Origin of the sequence: Gleimia europaea ACS-120-V-Col10b (genome assembly GCF_000411155.1) — a bacterium.
In the GTDB taxonomy this organism is placed as follows: Bacteria; Actinomycetota; Actinomycetes; order Actinomycetales; family Actinomycetaceae; genus Gleimia; species Gleimia europaea_B.
In genome coordinates, this window is sequence record NZ_KE150268.1 from 121,836 (window position 1) to 139,793 (window position 17,958).

Genomic DNA, 17,958 nt, shown 5'->3' on the forward strand with positions numbered 1-17,958 from the left:
TTGTAGGTGCTTACTGTGAACTCCTCGTCGCAAACTGTGCTATTGGCATCAAATAAGGCAGACTAGAGCTATGAAGATTTTGGTTGTATGGGCATCTCGCCACGGCTCCACTCGTGACATCGCCAACGCGATTTACGAGGAGCTTCGTAGCGAGGGTATTGACGTAGACATTGTCAATGCTGCGGACGCGAAGGACATTTCTGAATACGGCGGTGTTGTGCTCGGTTCTTCCGTGCATATGACGCAGTGGGAAGAGTCGATGCGTATCTTCATGAAGGAGCATCAGGCGGAGCTGTTTGAGAAGCATCTGTGGACGTTCTCTGCGGGGCTGTCTTCGGTTCCTACGGGGCTGGTCAAGGATCCGGCTCGCGTGGGTGCCACCCAGATCGGTGTGCAGCCGCGGATGAACAAGCAGTTTTCCGGATGCCTTGATCCCTCCAAACTGTCGTTGCGTGAACGCACAATCGCTCGCCTCGGCGGTGCGGCTGAGGGGGACTTCCGCGATTGGGATGACATTCGCGGATGGGCACGTGCCGTAGCGAAAGATGTGAAGTCCCTTCGCTAACACTGTCTCCGACTCATTTCTTGGGCCGGGGCTTCATTATGCAAACACCTAGTTGATAACTATTCATTCGATGTTATAGTTATTCGCATGAGTGTTTCTGTTGGAATTGTTGGTGCTTCGGGTTTTGCGGGTAGCGAGATTGCTCGTATTCTAAGTGAACATCCACATTTTGATGTCCAAGTACTTGCGGCCGCTTCTTCTGCAGGCACTAGATTTGGCGATCTAAATCCACATATTCCGGCATTGGCAGACAAGATTATTCAACCTGCCGATATTGTTTCCCTCTCTTCTCTCGATCTGGTTTTTGTGGCGCTGCCGCACGGCAAGTCAGCTGATATTACGAGCGCCTTAGCCGGCGGGCCCGTGGTTATTGATGCCGGAGCGGATCATCGTCTCACCTCGAAGGCAGCGTGGCAGAAGTTCTACGGGGGCCCGTACATGCAGGCGTGGGACTACGCGATGCCAGAACTCATTCACCAGTGCGAGGCGGCCGCCATCGTCTCAGGGAAGCAGAAAAAGGCTGCTAAACAGCGTGAAATTTTGCGAGGCTCGCGCGCTGTAGCGGTTCCGGGATGTAATGTGACCGCCGTGACGCTTGCGATGATGCCGGCGGTGGCTGCGGGATTTGTGAGCGCGGGGCCAATGATAGCCACGCTCGCAGTTGGTTATTCCGGCGCGGGGCGCAGCCCGAAACCGCATTTGATGGCAACCAATGCCCTATCGAACATCGCCCCTTACTCGGCGGGAGGCAAACATCGCCATATTCCAGAGATCGTGCAAAACCTGCAGGTTTGTGGAGCCAGTGACATCCGGGTGGAGATGACGCCCGTTCTTGTTCCAACTTCGCGGGGAATAGTGGCAGTTGTGAACGCCGCTATGGATGGCGTCTCTAACGCGCAGTTGCAGGCGGCATACCGGACTGCATACGGGCAAGAGCGTTTGATCGAATTTATTGCGGACTACCCGCAGTCCGGACCCGTGGTGGGAACAGGGCGCGCGCAAGTATGGGCGGGTGTAAATCCGGATACGGGTTCGCTGACCGCGATGGCGGCGATAGATAATCTGGGTAAAGGCACGGCTGCGGCGGCAGTTCAGGCGGCCAATCTTGCGTTTGGTTTTGACGAGTACCTCGGCATTTACATGAACGGAGTGTTGTGATGGGGACGGGTGTTTGTTTCCCAAAGGGGTTTGTCGCAGCCGCCGTTGCGGCAGGTTTAAAGGCTTCGGGCTCCAAAGACCTGGCACTGGTTGTAAATCAGGGCGCTTTGCCTGGAGCGGCGGCAGTCTTCACGTCTAACCGCGTAGTTGCAGAGCCTGTTAAGTTCTCCCAAGCGCAGATGCAAAACGGCGTGGTTACCCACGTGTTACTCAATTCGGGCAACGCTAATGCGTGTACGGGAGAGCAGGGGCGCAAAGATGTGCAGGCTTGCGTGAGTGCACTTTCGCGCTCGGCGGATGTGAGCCAGGCGAAAATCGCGGTTTGTTCTACGGGAGTTATCGGTGAGTACCTCGATACGGAGGCGGTCACGCGGGCGATTCCAACGCTGGTCAGCGACCTTAGCGCGTCGGGAGCAGCCAATGCGGCCTCGGCAATCATGACTACCGATACGATCCCAAAACAGGTAGAGCTAGAGGTAGACGGGTGGCGCATTGGAGGTATGGCCAAGGGAGCAGGAATGCTCGCGCCCGCGCTTGCAACCATGCTCTGCGTAATAACAACCGATGCGGTTATTGATAGCGACACCCTAGATAGCGCGCTTGGCCGCGCCGTCCAAATGAGTTTCAATCGTCTGGATACGGACGGGTGCATGTCCACGAATGACACGGTGATAGTGCTCGCTTCAGGAGAGTCGGGGATTACGCCAGATGAGACAGCTTTTGGCGCCGCACTGGAACAGGCGTGCACGAAGCTTGCGAAGATGCTCCGTGACGACGCAGAGGGGGCAGAACACTTCGTTAACATCACGGTTAGTGGTGCAAGTAGTGAGACGGCCGCAGTTGAGGTGGCGCGCGCAGTGTCGCGTTCAAACTTGGTAAAAACCGCGATTTTTGGCAACGACCCAAACTGGGGGCGCATTTTGTCACAGATTGGCACGGTTCCAAGCTGGGTGGCCCCGTTTGACGTTGGCAAGGTGAACGTGTCGATTAATGGCGTGATGATTTGCAAGAACGGCGGTATTGGCAAGCCAAAGGAAGCGCTTGATTTGGCGGCCTCCAAGGAGGTTGCGATCGAGATTGACTTGGGGGCGGGCAGTAGTGGCGCAACGGTTTACACAACTGATTTGACGCACGCTTACGTACACGAGAACAGCGCCTACACGTCATGAGTAGTCTTTCAGCATTGGATAAGACCAAGATTTTACTTGAGTCAGAGCCTTGGTTACGGCGTTATTCGGGCCGCAAAGTAGTGATCAAGTACGGCGGAAACGCGATGATTTCGCCGCAGCTACAACGCGCGTTCGCGGTTGACGTGTCGTTCTTGCACACGTGGGGCGTGCATCCGATCGTGGTGCATGGGGGTGGCCCACAGATAAACGAAATGCTTGATCGCCTGGGCTTACAGGCCCCATTTTCCGGGGGTTTTCGCGTGACAACGCCTGAAGTTATGGAGGTGGTGCGCATGGTTCTGGCGGGAAAGGTGCAGCGTGAACTCGTGTCGCTTCTGAATGAGCGCTCGATTGCCGCGGTGGGGCTTTCGGGTGAGGACGCCGCACTGTTGCACGCGAGGCGCAAAGTACAGATAGTTGATGGGCGGCCCATTGATTTGGGACAGGTCGGTGACGTGGCGGGAGTGAACCCAGCGCCGGTGGAGGATCTGGTTAGCCACGGCCGTATCCCGGTAATTTCTTCGATCGCGATCGATGAGGATGCCCCCGGTGATGTTCTTAACGTGAACGCGGACGCGGCTGCAGCGGCCATCGCGGTGGCCGTAGGTGCACAAAAGCTCATAATGCTCACTGACGTAGAGGGGATTTACCGCGACTTTGCGGACAAGTCTTCGTTACTCAATCGCATGAGCCGCACGCAACTGGAAGAGCTGATGCCCGCGCTCTCTTCGGGCATGATCCCGAAGGCGCAGGCCGCTTTATCCGCGCTCGAGGGCGGTGTTGAGCAGGTGCATGTGATTGACGGGTGTGTTCCCCACTCGATGCTCTTGGAGGTTTTCACCGACGAGGGCGTGGGCACAATGATTACTGAGGAGGGTTAGCGGTGGAATCGAACTGGCTTGCCCGCTACGAGGATTCGATGCTCGGAGTGTTTGGGGCGCCGTCCCTGGTGTTGGCCTGCGGCGAAGGCGTATACGTGGAAGACACAGATGGCAACAAGTACATGGATTTGCTTGGAGGCATCGCGGTGAACGCGCTCGGCCATGCTCACCCGGCTATCGTGCAGGCGGTTGAAAAGCAGGTGCGTACACTGGTGCACGCCTCGAATTTCTTCGCCACGACGCCGCAGATCCAGCTGGGTGAAGCGCTGCGCGAGATCGTGAGGGGAGGCGCCCACGCCAAGGTATTTCTTTCTAACTCGGGAACAGAAGCGAACGAGGCTGCCTTAAAAATCGTGAAAGCACACGGTAACGCTACGGGCAAGCACCGCATTCTTGCGCTCACAAACGCGTTCCACGGTCGCTCGCTTGGGGCGCTATCTCTCACGCATAAGGCAGCTTATCGGGAGCCTTTTGCGCCCCTCATTTCGAACGTCGAGTGGATTGAGCCTACCCGCGCCGCTTTGGAAGATGCGTTCGCGCTGGGCGATGTTGCGGGTATTTTTGTCGAGCCGATTCAAGGCGAGGCAGGCGTGATTGAGGTTCCGCAGGATTTCTTAGCTCGAGCGCGTGCGCTGTGTGACGAGCAAGGGGCGCTCCTCGTTGCGGACGAAGTACAAACCGGTATGGGACGCACTGGCAAGTGGATGGCGCATCACGGAAGTGGGATGGTTCCAGACGTTATAACGTTGGCGAAGGCGCTGGGTGGGGGAGTTCCCATCGGTGCGACCATCACTTTGTCGCCCGTTGCAACTGCGGTCTTGAAGCCGGGTATGCACGGAACCACGTTCGGAGGTAACCCGGTTGCTGCTGCCGCCGCCCTCGCCGTTATCCATACAATCAAGTCTGATGGCCTCCTCGAACGCGCACGAACCTTGGGGGAGCAGTGGATGCAACGTATCCGCGCCCTCGACAATCCGCATATCAAACAGGTTCGAGGTCGCGGCTTGCTGATCGGTATTGAGCTTGATGAACCGCGTGCCGGCATGGCTGTTAAGGTGGCGCAAGAAAGCGGGTTTATCATTAACGCGGCCAATCCCACAACCATCCGGTTAGCGCCACCACTGATACTTACCGGGGAGCAGGCGGATGCGTTCACGGCGGCCTTGCCCGGCATTATTGCAAAGAGCTATAGCGAAGGAGAGCTGTGAAAGATTCGGATAACACCCGCATGCCAGCCTCGAAGGCTGGGCGGCACGCGGCGATCGAGCAGATCCTCGCAACTCAGCAGATAGCGTCTCAATCGGATCTGCGTGAAGCGCTAGAAGAGTTGGGTATTTTTGTTGCCCAAGCAACGCTTTCACGCGACCTGTTGGAAGTGCGGGCAACTAAGGTTCGTGGTGTTGATGGGCGCCAGGTTTACGCACTTGCAAATCCGGAGCGGCCGGTGGAATGGGGCGAGGAAGGGGCAGAGCAGAAACTGCAACGCTGGTCCCAGGATCTGTTGGTAGGAGGCGCCACGGCAAACAATCTGGTGGTGCTTCGCACCCCGGCGGGTGCGGCGAACCTCCTGGGTTCGGCTATTGACTTTTCAAGGGATGAAACGGTCCTTGGATCCGTTGCGGGAGATGACACGATTATCGTCGTATGCGTATCGGACGAGGCTGCGCAAGCGTACTGCGACAAGTTACTTAAATATGCGGAAGGCGTTAAAACTTCCAGCCAAGAGCTACAGAAAGAAGAAAACAAATGAGTAAGAAAAACCGGATTGTTCTTGCCTACTCAGGCGGTCTAGATACCTCTGTGGCGATCGGTTGGATCGGGGAGCGTACGGGCGCGGAAGTTATTGCTGTTGCCGTTGACGTGGGGCAGGGAGGCGAAGACCTTGAGGTGATTCGCCAGCGCGCCCTCGACTGCGGAGCGGTTGAGGCCTACGTGGCGGATGCGCGTGACGAGTTCGCTAACGACTACTGCATGCCGGCACTTAAGGCCAACGGCCTCTATCAGGGCGAATACCCGCTGGTCTCCGCGCTTTCGCGCCCGCTGATTTCGCGGCACCTCGTGAAGGCCGCCCGCGAATTTGGTGCTACCACCATGGCGCACGGGTGTACGGGTAAGGGTAATGACCAGGTTCGGTTCGAGGTGTCGTTCACTTCGATTGCGCCGGATTTGGATTGTATTGCTCCGGTTCGTGACCTCGCTCTTACTCGCGACGTGGCTATTGACTACGCCAACAAGCACAAGTTGCCCATTGAAACTACCAAGTCGAACCCTTTCTCCATCGACCAGAACGTTTGGGGCCGCGCCATTGAAACGGGGTTCCTTGAAGATCTGTGGAATGCGCCCACTAAGGACGTCTATTCCTACACGGATGACCCCACGTATCCGCCGCTTCCAGACGAGCTTATTCTCACGTTTGAAAAGGGTATTCCCGTGGCGATTGATGGCCGAAAGCTCACGCCTCTACAGATTATCCAAGAGCTCAACGCACGCGCCGGTGCTCAGGGCGTTGGCCGTATCGACATCGTTGAAGACCGCATGGTGGGTATCAAGTCGCGCGAAATTTACGAGGCTCCGGGCGCAGTTACGCTGATTAAGGCGCACCAGGAACTGGAGAATGTGACTCTTGAGCGTGAGCAGCACCGTTATAAGCGCCGCGTGGATTTGCGCTGGGGTGAACTCGTTTACGAGGCACAGTGGTTCTCACCGCTCAAGCAATCGCTCGATGCTTTCATCGATCACACACAAGGCTACGTGTCTGGCGATGTTCGCATCGTCCTGCACGGTGGCCGCGTGACGGTAACGGGACGCAAGTCCGACACCTCGCTATATGACTTCAACCTGGCCACGTACGAAACGGGTGACACGTTTGACCAGTCGCACGCGCGCGGATTCATTGAGATCTACGGTCTTAGCTCCAAGCTCGCTGCCGCTCGCGACGTTCGTTTCCGGCACGGTGACGCGTTCGAAGCAACTAAGTAGGAGATATGGCAAGCAAAAACGTTAGCCTTTGGGGCGGTAGGTTCACTGGCGCTCCCGCGCAGGCGTTAGATGCGCTTTCGGTTTCTACTCATTTTGATTGGCGCCTAGCCAGAGTAGATATTGCCGGCTCGAAGGCACACGCGAGGGAGCTTAGCCGAGTTGGCCTGCTCACCGCACAAGAGCTTGATGCCATGCTTGCCGCACTTTCGTCCCTGGACGAGGACGTGGTGAGCGGGCGGTTCGCTCCACAACCCGGTGATGAGGATGTGCATACCGCACTTGAGCGGGGCCTCCTCGAACGCGCCGGTAATGAGCTGGGAGGCAAGTTGCGGGCGGGACGTTCCCGTAATGACCAGATCGCCACGCTCATCCGCATGTACTTGCGTGACGAGGCCAAACATCTGGCGGGGCGGGTCCTAGACCTCGTGGACGCTATTTTGTATCAGGCGAGCGAGGCAGGTGAGGCGATCATGCCGGGGCGTACCCACATGCAGCATGCCCAGCCTGTCCTTGTTGCTCATCATTTGATGGCGCACGCGTGGCCGCTGGTCCGAGACTTGGAGCGGCTTGCCGACTGGGATAGACGCGCGGCAAAGTCTCCGTACGGTGCGGGTGCGCTCGCGGGTAATACGCTGGGGATGGAGCCGAGCAACATAGCTGCGGAACTCGGTTTTGATGCGGTGTGTGAGAATTCTATCGACGCCACGTCTGCGCGTGACGTAGCTGCGGAGTTCTCATTCATCGCGGCGATGATCGGCGTGAATCTGTCGCGTTTGGCGGAAGAAATCATCATTTGGAACACGGTCGAGTTCGGGTATGTGACCCTTGACGATTCGTTTTCAACGGGATCGTCAATCATGCCGCAAAAGAAGAATCCGGATATTGCTGAGCTGGCGCGCGGCAAGTCGGGCCGGATGATTGGTGATCTAACGGGTCTAATGACCGTTTTAAAGGGGCTTCCCCTCGCTTATGACCGCGACTTGCAAGAAGACAAAGAGCCGGTTTTCGATCAGATCGACACACTCGATGTTCTCCTGCCAGCAATGACCGGAATGATCCAAACGATGACATTGCATACTGAGCGTATGGAGTACCTGGCTCCGCGCGGTTTCTCACTGGCAACGGATATTGCCGAGTGGCTAGTCAAAAAGGGCGTGCCGTTCCGCGATGCGCATGAGATTTCGGGGCGTTGCGTCGCACTTGCAGATTCGACTAACCGAGAGCTGTGGGAGCTTTCAGATGAAGAGTTCGCCGGGATTCATGAGGCTTTGACAGCTGATGTTCGGGGTGTGCTGTCCGCGCAGGGCTCAGTTGCAGCGCGGGCGGGTAGGGGAGGCACGGCTCCAATCCGAGTGCGCGAGCAAAGGGCTGAGCTGGAACAAAAGGTTCTACAACTTCGGCAAGATCTAGCCAGCTAGCGTCATTGTAGAAGTGTGGGGTGGATCGGCGGCGTTGCCGCTGATCCACCCCTTTAGCTCTACCTGTTGGAAGTGGCACTCTTTAGTTGTTGCTGCAAGGTTTCGTCTTTAAATATGAAGCCTGCTTCAAACAGTTTTGTGGGTACGGCGTATTGGGAAGAAGTGGCAAGCACAGACATGTCCCCAAGTACCATACGCAGCACAGACGCGGGTACGGGCGGTCCGGGAATGCGACGGTAGTGGGTAGCTACTGCAACGGTGAATTCTTCATTCGTGCACGGATTGGGTCCGGTCAGGTTAAAGGCGCCCTCTAGTTGCGGATTGTCCAGTAGGAAGCGCATGGCACGCACGTGGTCGCGTAGTGAAATGGTGGGCATCCATTGCCGTCCGTCTCCCAGGCGTCCGCCAAGGAATGTTTTGAATAGGGGTTCGAGGGCGTGGAGAATACCGCCTCCGTCTTCAAGAACCAGGCCGGTGCGGATGTTCACCACGCGGGTCACTTTTGCCTGGCGCGATTCGCGTTCCCACACTTGGCACAATCCACCCAAAAAGTCGTTTGCCGGTGCGGAGTTTTCTTCCAGTACTTCGTTGTCGCGCGATCCGTAGTAACCAACTGCAGAGCCGGTGAGGAATGTTTCCGGCCGTTCAGATTCTGGTAGCGCGTTAATGGCATCGGCCAAAGTCTTGACTGATTTCAGCCTTGAGTTCACCATCTCGTGCTTGTACGCGTGGGTCCAGGGCCAGCGCGCAAGAGGCGCGCCGTTCAGGCAAACTACCGCGTGGGCGCCGGCCAGATTCTGCGGGTCGATGTCGTAGGCGTCGGGGTGCCATTGTGCCTCGCCGGGCCTCGGCTCGCTACGCGTGAGGCGAATGATTTCCCAGTCGCTCTTGTTTAATTCATTTTGTAGCGCGGTGCCCACGAAACCGCTCGCGCCGCCTATGAAAATCCTTTTACGCATGCTTCATTGTTACACTTGGCCGCCGCCGAACGCATTAAGGTAGCTTCATTTGGCCAGGTTTGATCCATCCTCGTTTACGCATGATCTCAGAAAAACCTAGCGTGAGCAGTGCAGGAGCAACAAAGTGAAGCCCAACGATGAGCGCCAAAAGTGTTGCCGGATTTGTGGTTTCGGACATGACGGTCCACGTCATGATTTGGCCGACGAGGCCGGATGTGCCCATGCCTGCGCCGGCAGCGTTGCTCTCCATGTGGAAGACGGTCGTGGCAAGGGGGCCAAGGATCGCGGAGGTGAGGATTGGGGGAATCCAGATTTGGGGATGGCGCAAGATGTTGGGAACTTGCAGCATGGATGTTCCAAGTCCTTGCGCGATGAGGCCGGGCACCTTGTTCTCTCGGTAGGAGGCCACGGCGAAGCCAACCATTTGCACGGAAGTTCCAACGGTTGCGGCGCCGGCTGCTAGCCCGGATAGGCCAAGAATGATCGACAGTGCAGCCGACGAGATGGGCAGGGTAAGGATGATGCCCATGACTACCGAGACGATGATTCCCATGGTGAATGGGCGGTGCATGGTGCCCCAGTTGATGATGTCGCCCAGGCGGAGCATCATGGCCGAGATGGGCGGACCAATGAGGAGGCCAAGCGCGGATCCGGAAACGATTGTCACAAATGGTGTGACGAGGATGTCGATGGGGGTTTTACCTGATACGGCCCGGCCGATTTCGACGGCGACGAATGAGGCGAGGAACGCGCCGAGGGGCTCTCCGGGCCCAATCAGCTGCATGGTAAGGCCGTCCACTACGCCGGCGTCGAGGATTTTGCCTGCGTGTGCACCAACCATGCCGGCAACTCCGGTACCGGCGAGTACGTAGGTGCTAGCTTCGAGGCGGTGTGCCACACCGATGCCGATGCCCGCCCCGGTGAGAACCGAGGCGATGGACCCCATCAGCACTAGCGGTTTTCCAATGGCGTCGGGTAGTAGGTTCCCTACTGAAACCATGATCGTGCCAATGATTAGGGTGGCAAATAGGCCGTGTGCCATGCCGGTTAGGCCGTCAATAAAGAACCGATTTGCCGAGGTTTTCACCCTGTGTGGGATTTTCATCGCGCATCTCCAAAGCGTTACTGTATATACACTCAGGTAGACGTTATCAGAGCGTTGGGTTATCCCAAATTCGGATTATTACTTGGGCTCGGACAGGAAGCCGTGTTCACCTAACGCCGCCTCAATCGCGTCGAGTGTTTCTTCGTTATCGGCTTCGACCGTGTGCTTGTGGTAGCCGTCAGTGAGTCGAGAGAGGCGTTGGTGCCGTTCAAAGCTTTCCAGGAAGCTTTTCAAGCTCTTGGGTGATACCACGTTTAGATCGGCGCTGATTTCCCCATATTGCGGGTGATCGATTTTGACATCGAGGATGCGTCCGCCGTGCTCAACGATGATCTCCAGTTCAGTTTTAGTTGCGAGGTAGTCGTGGCGAACCCAGAACTCGCGTCGAGGTAGTTGGATCGGACGATTTAATATGTACCCGCGGTTAGTGGAAAGAATGGGAATACCTTCGGCTCGCAGGAGGGCGACGTCTTTGACAATGACTTGTCGCGTAACTCCAAGCCAGTCTCCCAATTTGGTGGCGGAAATGGGGGTGCGCGAACTCTCCAACTTGCTTAAAATCGCGGTCCGCCTGTCATTATTGCCGGCGCGGCTCCCGTTTCTCACCATAGGAACACGTTAGCCAAAAGACTCAAAATAGTGAAAAATTGCACCGGTGGCTTAGAATGCCATCGGAATTTGTTGTTATTTGGAAGGAATAGAAGTGGCCGATCTAATTGATGATCTGCAGTGGCGTGGCCTCATCCGCCAGCACACCGATCTGGATAAGTTGCGTAAGGAACTGTCTTCGGGGCCGGTCACTTTCTATTGTGGTTTTGATCCAACGGCGCCTTCGCTACACCACGGACACTTGGTTCAGTTGATCTTGATGCGTCACCTGCAGCTTGCCGGGCACCGTCCTTTGGCTTTGGTTGGCGGCGCAACTGGTCTGATTGGCGATCCGCGCATGTCAGGCGAGCGCACTTTGCAGCCCCGAGAGGTTGTTGCAGGCTGGGTGGAGAGCTTGAAGGAGCAGATTTCGCGTTTCCTTGATTTTGAGGGCGAGAATGCTGCGCTGATGGTGAATAACTTGGAATGGACGTCCGAGCTGTCCGCGATTGATTTGTTGCGCGATCTGGGCAAGTTCTTCCGGATGGGAACGATGCTCTCCAAAGACTCGGTTGCCCGGCGTCTGAGCTCTAAGGAAGGCATTTCCTACACGGAGTTCTCCTACCAGATCCTCCAGGCTAATGACTACCTGGAGCTTTACCGTCGCTACGGTTGCACGCTTGAGACCGGCGGCGATGATCAGTGGGGCAACCTGGTTGGGGGCCTCGACTTGATTCGCAAGGTGGAGGACGTTGAGGTCAGTGTGATGACCACGCCTCTTATCACGAAGGCGGACGGGACAAAGTTCGGCAAGTCGGAGGGCGGCGCCGTCTGGCTGAATCCCGACATGTTGTCGCCGTACGCGTTCTACCAGTTCTGGCTGAATGTGGATGATGCAGATGTGGTGCGTTTCTTAAAGGTGTTCACATTCTTGGATCGTCCGGAGATTGAGCGTCTTGAAAAGACAGTTGCAGACGCTCCATATAAGCGCGAGGCGCAAAAGACTCTTGCGGCGGAAGTAACCAAGCTGGTGCACGGTGAGGAAACTCTGCAGCGTGTTCTCGAGGCCACCGATGCCCTGTGGGGAGGTGGCGATTTGAAGAAGATCGATCCAGCTACCTTGTCTGCGGCCACCGCAGAGTTGCCCTCCGGCAAGATCGTGTTCGGTGAGGCAACGATCGTAGACGCACTGGTCGCGGCAGGTTTAGAGAAGGGGAAGCGGGCGGCGCGCACAACTGTCGCTTCGGGCGGGGCGTACCTAAACAATGAGCGCGTCGAAAACGAAGACCTGATTATTAGCGGCGAGGACGCCTTGGCAGATGGAACCGTTTTGATCCGTAAGGGCAGGCGCAATCTGGCAGTGGTGCGTCCCGTGCAGTAAAGATACAGACCTCGTGGCCGGAATTGTTTTGCCCCACAATGCGGGCTAAAACTGCATGTGTGGTCGGAGTCACCGCAGGTCGGTTTGACCGAGTGAATGCAGGTGTGTAGAGTTGGAACTCGTTGCGAGACAGACGACAAAGTCCGAAAGTCAAGCAATCTGCTTATAGGAAATGTGATTCGAGTCAGAGATATTGACAAATGATTACAACCTGGTAGGCTAGAGAAGCTGTTTCAGGCAGTGAAAACTCAGAAACGGCGTTACACCTCACTTCTTTCCCAACGATGCTTTCGTGGGATGAGTGTGTGTGGGTGTTGTTTGTGAACTCGATAGTGTGTTTTTTGTTTTGTCCTTTTTTGTTTTGTTTTTGTTTTTTGGTTGGGGTCGCTGGGGCTGGCTTTTTTGGTTGGTTCTGGTTTTCTCTTTGTTTTGTTTTTGTTTGGAGAGTTTGATCCTGGCTCAGGACGAACGCTGGCGGCGTGCTTAACACATGCAAGTCGAACGGGATCCAAGGGCTTTTTGTTTTTGGTGAGAGTGGCGAACGGGTGAGTAACACGTGAGTAACCTGCCCCCTTCTTTTGGATAACCGCATGAAAGTGTGGCTAATACAGGATATTCCGCTTTGGTCGCATGGCTTTGGTGGGAAATGGTTTGGTCTGGTGGGGGATGGGCTCGCGGCCTATCAGCTTGTTGGTGGGGTGATGGCCTACCAAGGCGGTGACGGGTAGCCGGCCTGAGAGGGTGGGCGGTCACACTGGGACTGAGATACGGCCCAGACTCCTACGGGAGGCAGCAGTGGGGGATTTTGCACAATGGGCGCAAGCCTGATGCAGCGACGCCGCGTGAGGGATGGAGGCCTTCGGGTTGTGAACCTCTTTCGCTGGGTTGAAAGGCCATGCTTTGGGTGTGGTTGATTTGAACTGGTAAAGAAGTACCGGCTAACTACGTGCCAGCAGCCGCGGTAATACGTAGGGTACTAGCGTTGTCCGGATTTATTGGGCGTAAAGGGCTTGTAGGTGGTTTGTCGCGTCTGTCGTGAAATCCTGTGGCTTAACCATGGGCTTGCGGTGGGTACGGGCAGGCTTGAGTGCGGTAGGGGAGACTGGAATTCCTGGTGTAGCGGTGGAATGCGCAGATATCAGGAGGAACACCGGTGGCGAAGGCGGGTCTCTGGGCCGTTACTGACACTGAGGAGCGAAAGCGTGGGGAGCGAACAGGATTAGATACCCTGGTAGTCCATGCTGTAAACGTTGGGCACTAGGTGTGGGGGCCGTGTGGTTTCTGCGCCGTAGCTAACGCATTAAGTGTCCCGCCTGGGGAGTACGGCCGCAAGGCTAAAACTCAAAGGAATTGACGGGGACCCGCACAAGCGGCGGAGCATGCGGATTAATTCGATGCAACGCGAAGAACCTTACCAAGGCTTGACATGCGCCGGTACAGTGTAGAGATATGCTGGCTTTTTTGGCTGGTGTGCAGGTGGTGCATGGTTGTCGTCAGCTCGTGTCGTGAGATGTTGGGTTAAGTCCCGCAACGAGCGCAACCCTTGTCTCGTGTTGCCAGCATTTGGTTGGGGACTCTCGAGAGACTGCCGGGGTTAACTCGGAGGAAGGTGGGGATGACGTCAAATCATCATGCCCCTTATGTCTTGGGCTTCACGCATGCTACAATGGATGGTACAGAGGGTTGCGATACTGTGAGGTGGAGCTAATCCCTTAAAGCTGTTCTCAGTTCGGATCGTAGTCTGCAACTCGACTGCGTGAAGGTGGAGTCGCTAGTAATCGCAGATCAGCAACGCTGCGGTGAATACGTTCTCGGGTCTTGTACACACCGCCCGTCACGTCACGAAAGTTGGTAACACCCGAAGCCCGTGGCCTAACCACGAAAGTGGGGGGAGTGGTCGAAGGTGGGATTGGCGATTGGGACGAAGTCGTAACAAGGTAGCCGTACCGGAAGGTGCGGCTGGATCACCTCCTTTCTAAGGATTATCTTTTTTAAGTAGGATTCGTGGTGGGTTTGTTGCAACCAGTTGTGGTTGTGGCCTGCTGTGGGTTTGTTCCTTAGTTTTTTGGATTGTTTTTACAAGAACAAAATATTGTTTTGGGCATTACAGAATTTACTCTGAATCGAATTTCACTGGTTCGTGTTGGTTTGGTTTGGGGGCATGCTGTCGGGTTTATGGCTAACACTGTTGGTCTGGCTCTTCCACTAGCTGCTACTGGTTTTCACAAGTTGTTGTTTGTTGATGGTTTGTGTGTGGTGGTTTGGTGGTTGTGGTTGGGTTGTTGGTGATTTGTATAGTGGTTGCGAGCATCTTTTTTGTTTGTTTTGTTGGGTTTTTTAGTTTTTGTGGGCGTTTGGTGGATGCCTTGGTGCCTAGAGCTGATGAAGGACGTTGTGGCCTGCGATATTCCCTGGGGAGTTGGCGAGCGAGCGTTGATCCGGGGGTTTCCGAATGGGGTAACCTGACAGGTTTTGTGGCCTGTTACCACTGCTTGAATGTATAGGGTGGTGGGGGGAACGTGGGGAAGTGAAACATCTTAGTACCTGCAGGAAGAGATATTCTGTGAGTAGTGGCGAGCGAAAGCGGATGATGGCTAAACTGTGTGCGTGTCAAGGCGGCAGCTGTTGCGCATGTGGGGTTGTTGGGGCGTGTTTTTCCATTCTCTGCCGGGGGTGGGGGTAGTTATAAATGGTTGTGTGGAGCTGAACAGTCTGGGATGGTTGACCGTAGGGCGTGATAGTCGTGTAGGTGGTTCATGCAACTCTGCTTGAGTGTGTTCCCAAGTAGCAGCGGGCTCGTGGAATCTGCTGTGAATCTGCCCAGACCACTGGGTAAGCCTGAATACTTCTAGGTGACCGATAGTGTAGTAGTACCGTGAGGGAATGGTGAAAAGTACCCCGGGAGGGGAGTGAAATAGTGCCTGAAACCAAGCGCTTTTAAGCCGTCAGAGCCGGTCGGCCCTTTTTTGGGTTGTGGTGATGGCGTGCCTATTGAAAAATGAGCCTGCGAGTTAGTGATGCGTGGCGAGGTTAACCCTTTGTGGGGTAGTCGTAGCGAAAGCGAGTCTTAAAATGGCGCCCAGTCGCGTGTTCTAGACCCGAAGCGGGGTGATCTACCCATGGCCAGGTTGAAGCGATTGTAAAGGGTCGTGGAGGGCCGTACCCACCTAGGTTGAAAACTGGGGGGATGAGTTGTGGGTAGGGGTGAAAGGCTAATCAAACTCCGTGATAGCTGGTTCTCCCCGAAATGCATTTAGGTGCAGCGTCTTGCGTGTGTTGTTGTGGTGGTAGAGCTACTGGTTGGTTGATGGGCCGTTTTGGTTACTGACGTCAGCTAAACTCCGAATGCCATTGATAATTGCAAGGCAGTGAGACTGCGGGGGATAAGCTTCGTAGTCGAGAGGGAAACAGCCCAGATCATCGGTTAAGGCCCCTAAGGGTGTGCTGAGTGGGAAAGGATGTGGAGTTGCATAGACAACCAGGAGGTTGGCTTAGAAGCAGCCATCCTTGAAAGAGTGCGTAATAGCTCACTGGTCAAGTGATTCCGCGCCGACAATGTAGCGGGGCTTAAGCACACCGCCGAAACCGTGGCAGAAAATGTTTTTGTTTTTTGGGTAGGGGAGCGTCCTGACTGGGGTGAAGCAGGCCTGTGAGGGTTTGTGGACTGGTTGGGAGTGAGAATGCAGGCATGAGTAGCGAGTGGTGGGTGAGAATCCCACGCGCCGATTGACTAAGGGTTCCAGGGCAAGGTTTATCCGCCCTGGGTTAGTCGGGTCCTAAGGCGAGGCCGACAGGCGTAGTCGATGGATGACCAGTTGATATTCTGGTACCGGTTTTTTCTTGTCCAGTGCTGACAAAGTTGTGCTAACCAACGCCGTGATGGGGGTGATTCCTTCGGGTTTTGCCTCTTAGTGGTCTTGGGGTCCCTTCTTGGGTAGGCAAGCGTGTTAACAGGGGTGACGCAGTAGGGTAGCTGATGCTGGCCGGTGGTTGTGCCAGTCTAAGGTTGTGGCCTGCATGCTAGGTAAATCCGGTGTGCTGTCTTAAATGATGAGGGTGAGGGCTGATGGGACTGCCACGTTTTGTGGTGGTTATTGGTGTGCCTGTGCTGTCTAGAAAAGCCTCGACGTTAGAGAAAGGACCGCCCGTACCCTAAACCGACTCAGGTAGTTAGGTAGAGTATACTAAGGCGTGCGAGTGAATCATGGTTAAGGAACTCGGCAAAATGCCCCCGTAACTTCGGGATAAGGGGGACCAGGCCCGGACATTACTGTTTCTGGTATTTTTTGTTTGGGTGTGGTCGCAGTGATTTGGAAGAAGCGACTGTTTACTAAAAACATAGGTGTGTGCGAAGCTGCAAGGCGATGTATACGCACTGACGCCTGCCCGGTGCTGGAAGGTTAAGCGGAAGGCTCAACCCCTCTTTTGTGGGGTGAAGGTTTGAAGTTAAGCCCCAGTAAACGGCGGTGGTAACTATAACCATCCTAAGGTAGCGAAATTCCTTGTCGGGTAAGTTCCGACCTGCACGAATGGCGTAACGACTTCTTCGCTGTCTCGACCATGAACTCGGTGAAATTGCATTACGAGTAAAGATGCTCGTTTCGCGCAGCAGGACGGAAAGACCCCGGGACCTTTACTATAGCTTGGTATTGGTAGCCGGTTGTGTTTGTGTAGGATAGGTGGGAGACTGTGAAACCTTCACGCTAGTGGTGGTGGAGTCGTTGTTGAAATACCACTCTGATATAAACGGTTATCTAACCTTGGTCCGTGATCCGGATTGGGGACAGTGCCTGGTGGGTAGTTTAACTGGGGCGGTTGCCTCCTAAATGGTAACGGAGGCGCTCAAAGGTCTTCTCAGCCTGGTTGGTAATCAGGTGTTGAGTGTAAGTGTAGAAGAAGGCTTGACTGTGACACTGACGGGTGGAGCAGGTGCGAAAGCAGGAACTAGTGATCCGGCCGTGGTTTGTGGAAACGCGGTCGCTCAACGGATAAAAGGTACCCCGGGGATAACAGGCTGATCTTGCCCAAGAGTCCATATCGACGGCATGGTTTGGCACCTCGATGTCGGCTCGTCGCATCCTGGGGCTGGAGTCGGTCCCAAGGGTTGGGCTGTTCGCCCATTAAAGCGGTACGCGAGCTGGGTTTAGAACGTCGTGAGACAGTTCGGTCCCTATCCGCTGCGCGCGTAGGAAACTTGAGAAGGCCTGTCCCTAGTACGAGAGGACCGGGACGGACAAGCCTCTGGTGTGCCAGTTGTACCGCCAGGTGCATGGCTGGTTAGCTACGCTTGGGAAGGATAACCGCTGAAAGCATCTAAGCGGGAAGCCTGCTTCAAGACAAGGTTTCCAACCCCCTCTTGTGGGGGAGAGACTCCCAATAGATGATTGGGTTGATAGGCCAGGGGTGTAAGCATGGTAACGTGTTTAGCTTACTGGTACTAATAGTCAACAACTAAAAACAACCATTACAACAATGACAAACAGGAATCCTGTTTGCTCGTAACTACTATGCAAACCACCACCAACCCACACACGCGTGATCGTGGTTGTTACCACTGAAGCGTGTGGGACAAGCCCGCGCAGGCCATGCGGCCTGTAAACAAAGGGGGGCTGTTCGTGTTGGCTGATATTTTTGCGGTGGTCATAGCCACGGGGAAACGCCCAGTATTCCATACCGAACCTGGAAGCTAAGCCCGTGAACGCCGATGGTACTGCACCTGGTAGGGTGTGGGAGAGTAGGAAACCACCGCAACCAC

The 17,958-nt window shown here is 55.4% G+C and carries 13 protein-coding genes and 3 rRNA genes; 13 read left to right on the forward strand and 3 right to left on the reverse strand.

Annotated features, from left to right (window positions below):
• Positions 1–70: 70 nt before the first annotated feature.
• The 8 genes from HMPREF9238_RS08400 (at position 71) to argH (ending at position 8,170) form a co-directional block, all read left to right on the forward strand.
• On the forward strand, positions 71–565 hold the full coding sequence (locus tag HMPREF9238_RS08400) for a flavodoxin domain-containing protein (RefSeq protein WP_016445031.1): 495 nt from the start codon (positions 71–73) through the stop codon (positions 563–565).
• A gap of 87 nt (positions 566–652) precedes the next feature.
• The gene (locus HMPREF9238_RS08405; protein WP_016445032.1) at positions 653–1,723 is read left to right on the forward strand and encodes an Asd/ArgC dimerization domain-containing protein; all 1,071 of its coding nucleotides are present in this window, start codon (positions 653–655) and stop codon (positions 1,721–1,723) included.
• A complete protein-coding gene (argJ, locus tag HMPREF9238_RS08410; protein ID WP_016445033.1) occupies positions 1,723–2,892 on the forward strand; it encodes a bifunctional glutamate N-acetyltransferase/amino-acid acetyltransferase ArgJ in 1,170 nt (389 codons plus the stop codon). The genes HMPREF9238_RS08405 and argJ overlap by 1 nt, the downstream gene beginning before the upstream one ends.
• Positions 2,889–3,773, forward strand: coding sequence for an acetylglutamate kinase (gene argB, locus HMPREF9238_RS08415; protein ID WP_016445034.1), 885 nt, complete (start codon positions 2,889–2,891; stop codon positions 3,771–3,773). The genes argJ and argB overlap by 4 nt, the downstream gene beginning before the upstream one ends.
• A gap of 2 nt (positions 3,774–3,775) precedes the next feature.
• The gene (locus HMPREF9238_RS08420; RefSeq protein WP_016445035.1) at positions 3,776–4,981 is read left to right on the forward strand and encodes an acetylornithine transaminase; all 1,206 of its coding nucleotides are present in this window, start codon (positions 3,776–3,778) and stop codon (positions 4,979–4,981) included.
• Positions 4,978–5,523, forward strand: a complete 546-nt coding sequence (locus HMPREF9238_RS08425; protein WP_016445036.1) for an arginine repressor — start codon at positions 4,978–4,980, stop codon at positions 5,521–5,523. The genes HMPREF9238_RS08420 and HMPREF9238_RS08425 overlap by 4 nt, the downstream gene beginning before the upstream one ends.
• A complete protein-coding gene (locus HMPREF9238_RS08430) occupies positions 5,520–6,752 on the forward strand; it encodes an argininosuccinate synthase (RefSeq protein WP_016445037.1) in 1,233 nt (410 codons plus the stop codon). The genes HMPREF9238_RS08425 and HMPREF9238_RS08430 overlap by 4 nt, the downstream gene beginning before the upstream one ends.
• Positions 6,753–6,757: 5 nt before the next feature.
• On the forward strand, positions 6,758–8,170 hold the full coding sequence (argH, locus tag HMPREF9238_RS08435) for an argininosuccinate lyase (RefSeq protein ID WP_016445038.1): 1,413 nt from the start codon (positions 6,758–6,760) through the stop codon (positions 8,168–8,170).
• A 59-nt stretch (positions 8,171–8,229) separates the two neighbouring features.
• On the opposite strand, the gene HMPREF9238_RS08440 is transcribed toward argH, so the two are convergent.
• The 3 genes from HMPREF9238_RS08440 to HMPREF9238_RS08450 all read right to left on the reverse strand — a co-directional run bounded on the left by HMPREF9238_RS08440 (position 8,230) and on the right by HMPREF9238_RS08450 (position 10,843).
• Positions 8,230–9,129: a TIGR01777 family oxidoreductase gene (locus tag HMPREF9238_RS08440; RefSeq protein WP_040316898.1), complete on the reverse strand. Its 900-nt coding sequence runs from the start codon at positions 9,127–9,129 to the stop codon at positions 8,230–8,232.
• A 34-nt stretch (positions 9,130–9,163) separates the two neighbouring features.
• A complete protein-coding gene (locus HMPREF9238_RS08445; protein WP_016445040.1) occupies positions 9,164–10,234 on the reverse strand; it encodes a PTS sugar transporter subunit IIC in 1,071 nt (356 codons plus the stop codon).
• Positions 10,235–10,312: 78 nt separating this feature from the next.
• Positions 10,313–10,843 (reverse strand): transcription repressor NadR, encoded by a 531-nt coding sequence (locus HMPREF9238_RS08450; protein WP_016445041.1) that lies wholly within the window; start codon positions 10,841–10,843, stop codon positions 10,313–10,315.
• A gap of 94 nt (positions 10,844–10,937) precedes the next feature.
• On the opposite strand from HMPREF9238_RS08450, the gene tyrS reads away from it, so the two are divergent.
• The 5 genes from tyrS to rrf all read left to right on the forward strand — a co-directional run bounded on the left by tyrS (position 10,938) and on the right by rrf (position 17,954).
• Positions 10,938–12,203 carry a tyrosine--tRNA ligase gene (gene tyrS / locus HMPREF9238_RS08455; RefSeq protein ID WP_016445042.1) on the forward strand — a complete coding sequence of 422 codons (1,266 nt, stop codon included), beginning with the start codon at positions 10,938–10,940 and terminating at the stop codon, positions 12,201–12,203.
• A gap of 436 nt (positions 12,204–12,639) precedes the next feature.
• Positions 12,640–14,178: ribosomal RNA gene (locus HMPREF9238_RS08465) — 16S ribosomal RNA — on the forward strand.
• A gap of 95 nt (positions 14,179–14,273) precedes the next feature.
• On the forward strand, positions 14,274–14,492 hold the full coding sequence (locus HMPREF9238_RS09105) for a hypothetical protein (protein ID WP_232217618.1): 219 nt from the start codon (positions 14,274–14,276) through the stop codon (positions 14,490–14,492).
• A 45-nt stretch (positions 14,493–14,537) separates the two neighbouring features.
• Positions 14,538–17,663, forward strand: a 23S ribosomal RNA gene (locus HMPREF9238_RS08470).
• 172 nt (positions 17,664–17,835) lie between these two features.
• Positions 17,836–17,954, forward strand: a 5S ribosomal RNA gene (gene rrf / locus HMPREF9238_RS08475).
• Together the 16S, 23S and 5S rRNA genes form the textbook arrangement of a ribosomal RNA operon.
• Positions 17,955–17,958: the final 4 nt, after the last annotated feature.

Bases quoted from the DNA above. Each gene is read 5' to 3' on its own strand.
- HMPREF9238_RS08400 (WP_016445031.1), top strand. From the start codon at position 71: ATGAAGATTTTGGTTGTATGGGCATCTCGCCACGGCTCCACTCGTGAC.
- HMPREF9238_RS08405 (WP_016445032.1), top strand. From the start codon at position 653: ATGAGTGTTTCTGTTGGAATTGTTGGTGCTTCGGGTTTTGCGGGTAGC.
- argJ (WP_016445033.1), top strand. From the start codon at position 1,723: ATGGGGACGGGTGTTTGTTTCCCAAAGGGGTTTGTCGCAGCCGCCGTT.
- argB (WP_016445034.1), top strand. From the start codon at position 2,889: ATGAGTAGTCTTTCAGCATTGGATAAGACCAAGATTTTACTTGAGTCA.
- HMPREF9238_RS08430 (WP_016445037.1), top strand. From the start codon at position 5,520: ATGAGTAAGAAAAACCGGATTGTTCTTGCCTACTCAGGCGGTCTAGAT.
- argH (WP_016445038.1), top strand. From the start codon at position 6,758: ATGGCAAGCAAAAACGTTAGCCTTTGGGGCGGTAGGTTCACTGGCGCT.
- HMPREF9238_RS08440 (WP_040316898.1), bottom strand. From the start codon at position 9,129: ATGCGTAAAAGGATTTTCATAGGCGGCGCGAGCGGTTTCGTGGGCACC.
- HMPREF9238_RS08445 (WP_016445040.1), bottom strand. From the start codon at position 10,234: ATGAAAATCCCACACAGGGTGAAAACCTCGGCAAATCGGTTCTTTATT.
- HMPREF9238_RS08450 (WP_016445041.1), bottom strand. From the start codon at position 10,843: ATGGTGAGAAACGGGAGCCGCGCCGGCAATAATGACAGGCGGACCGCG.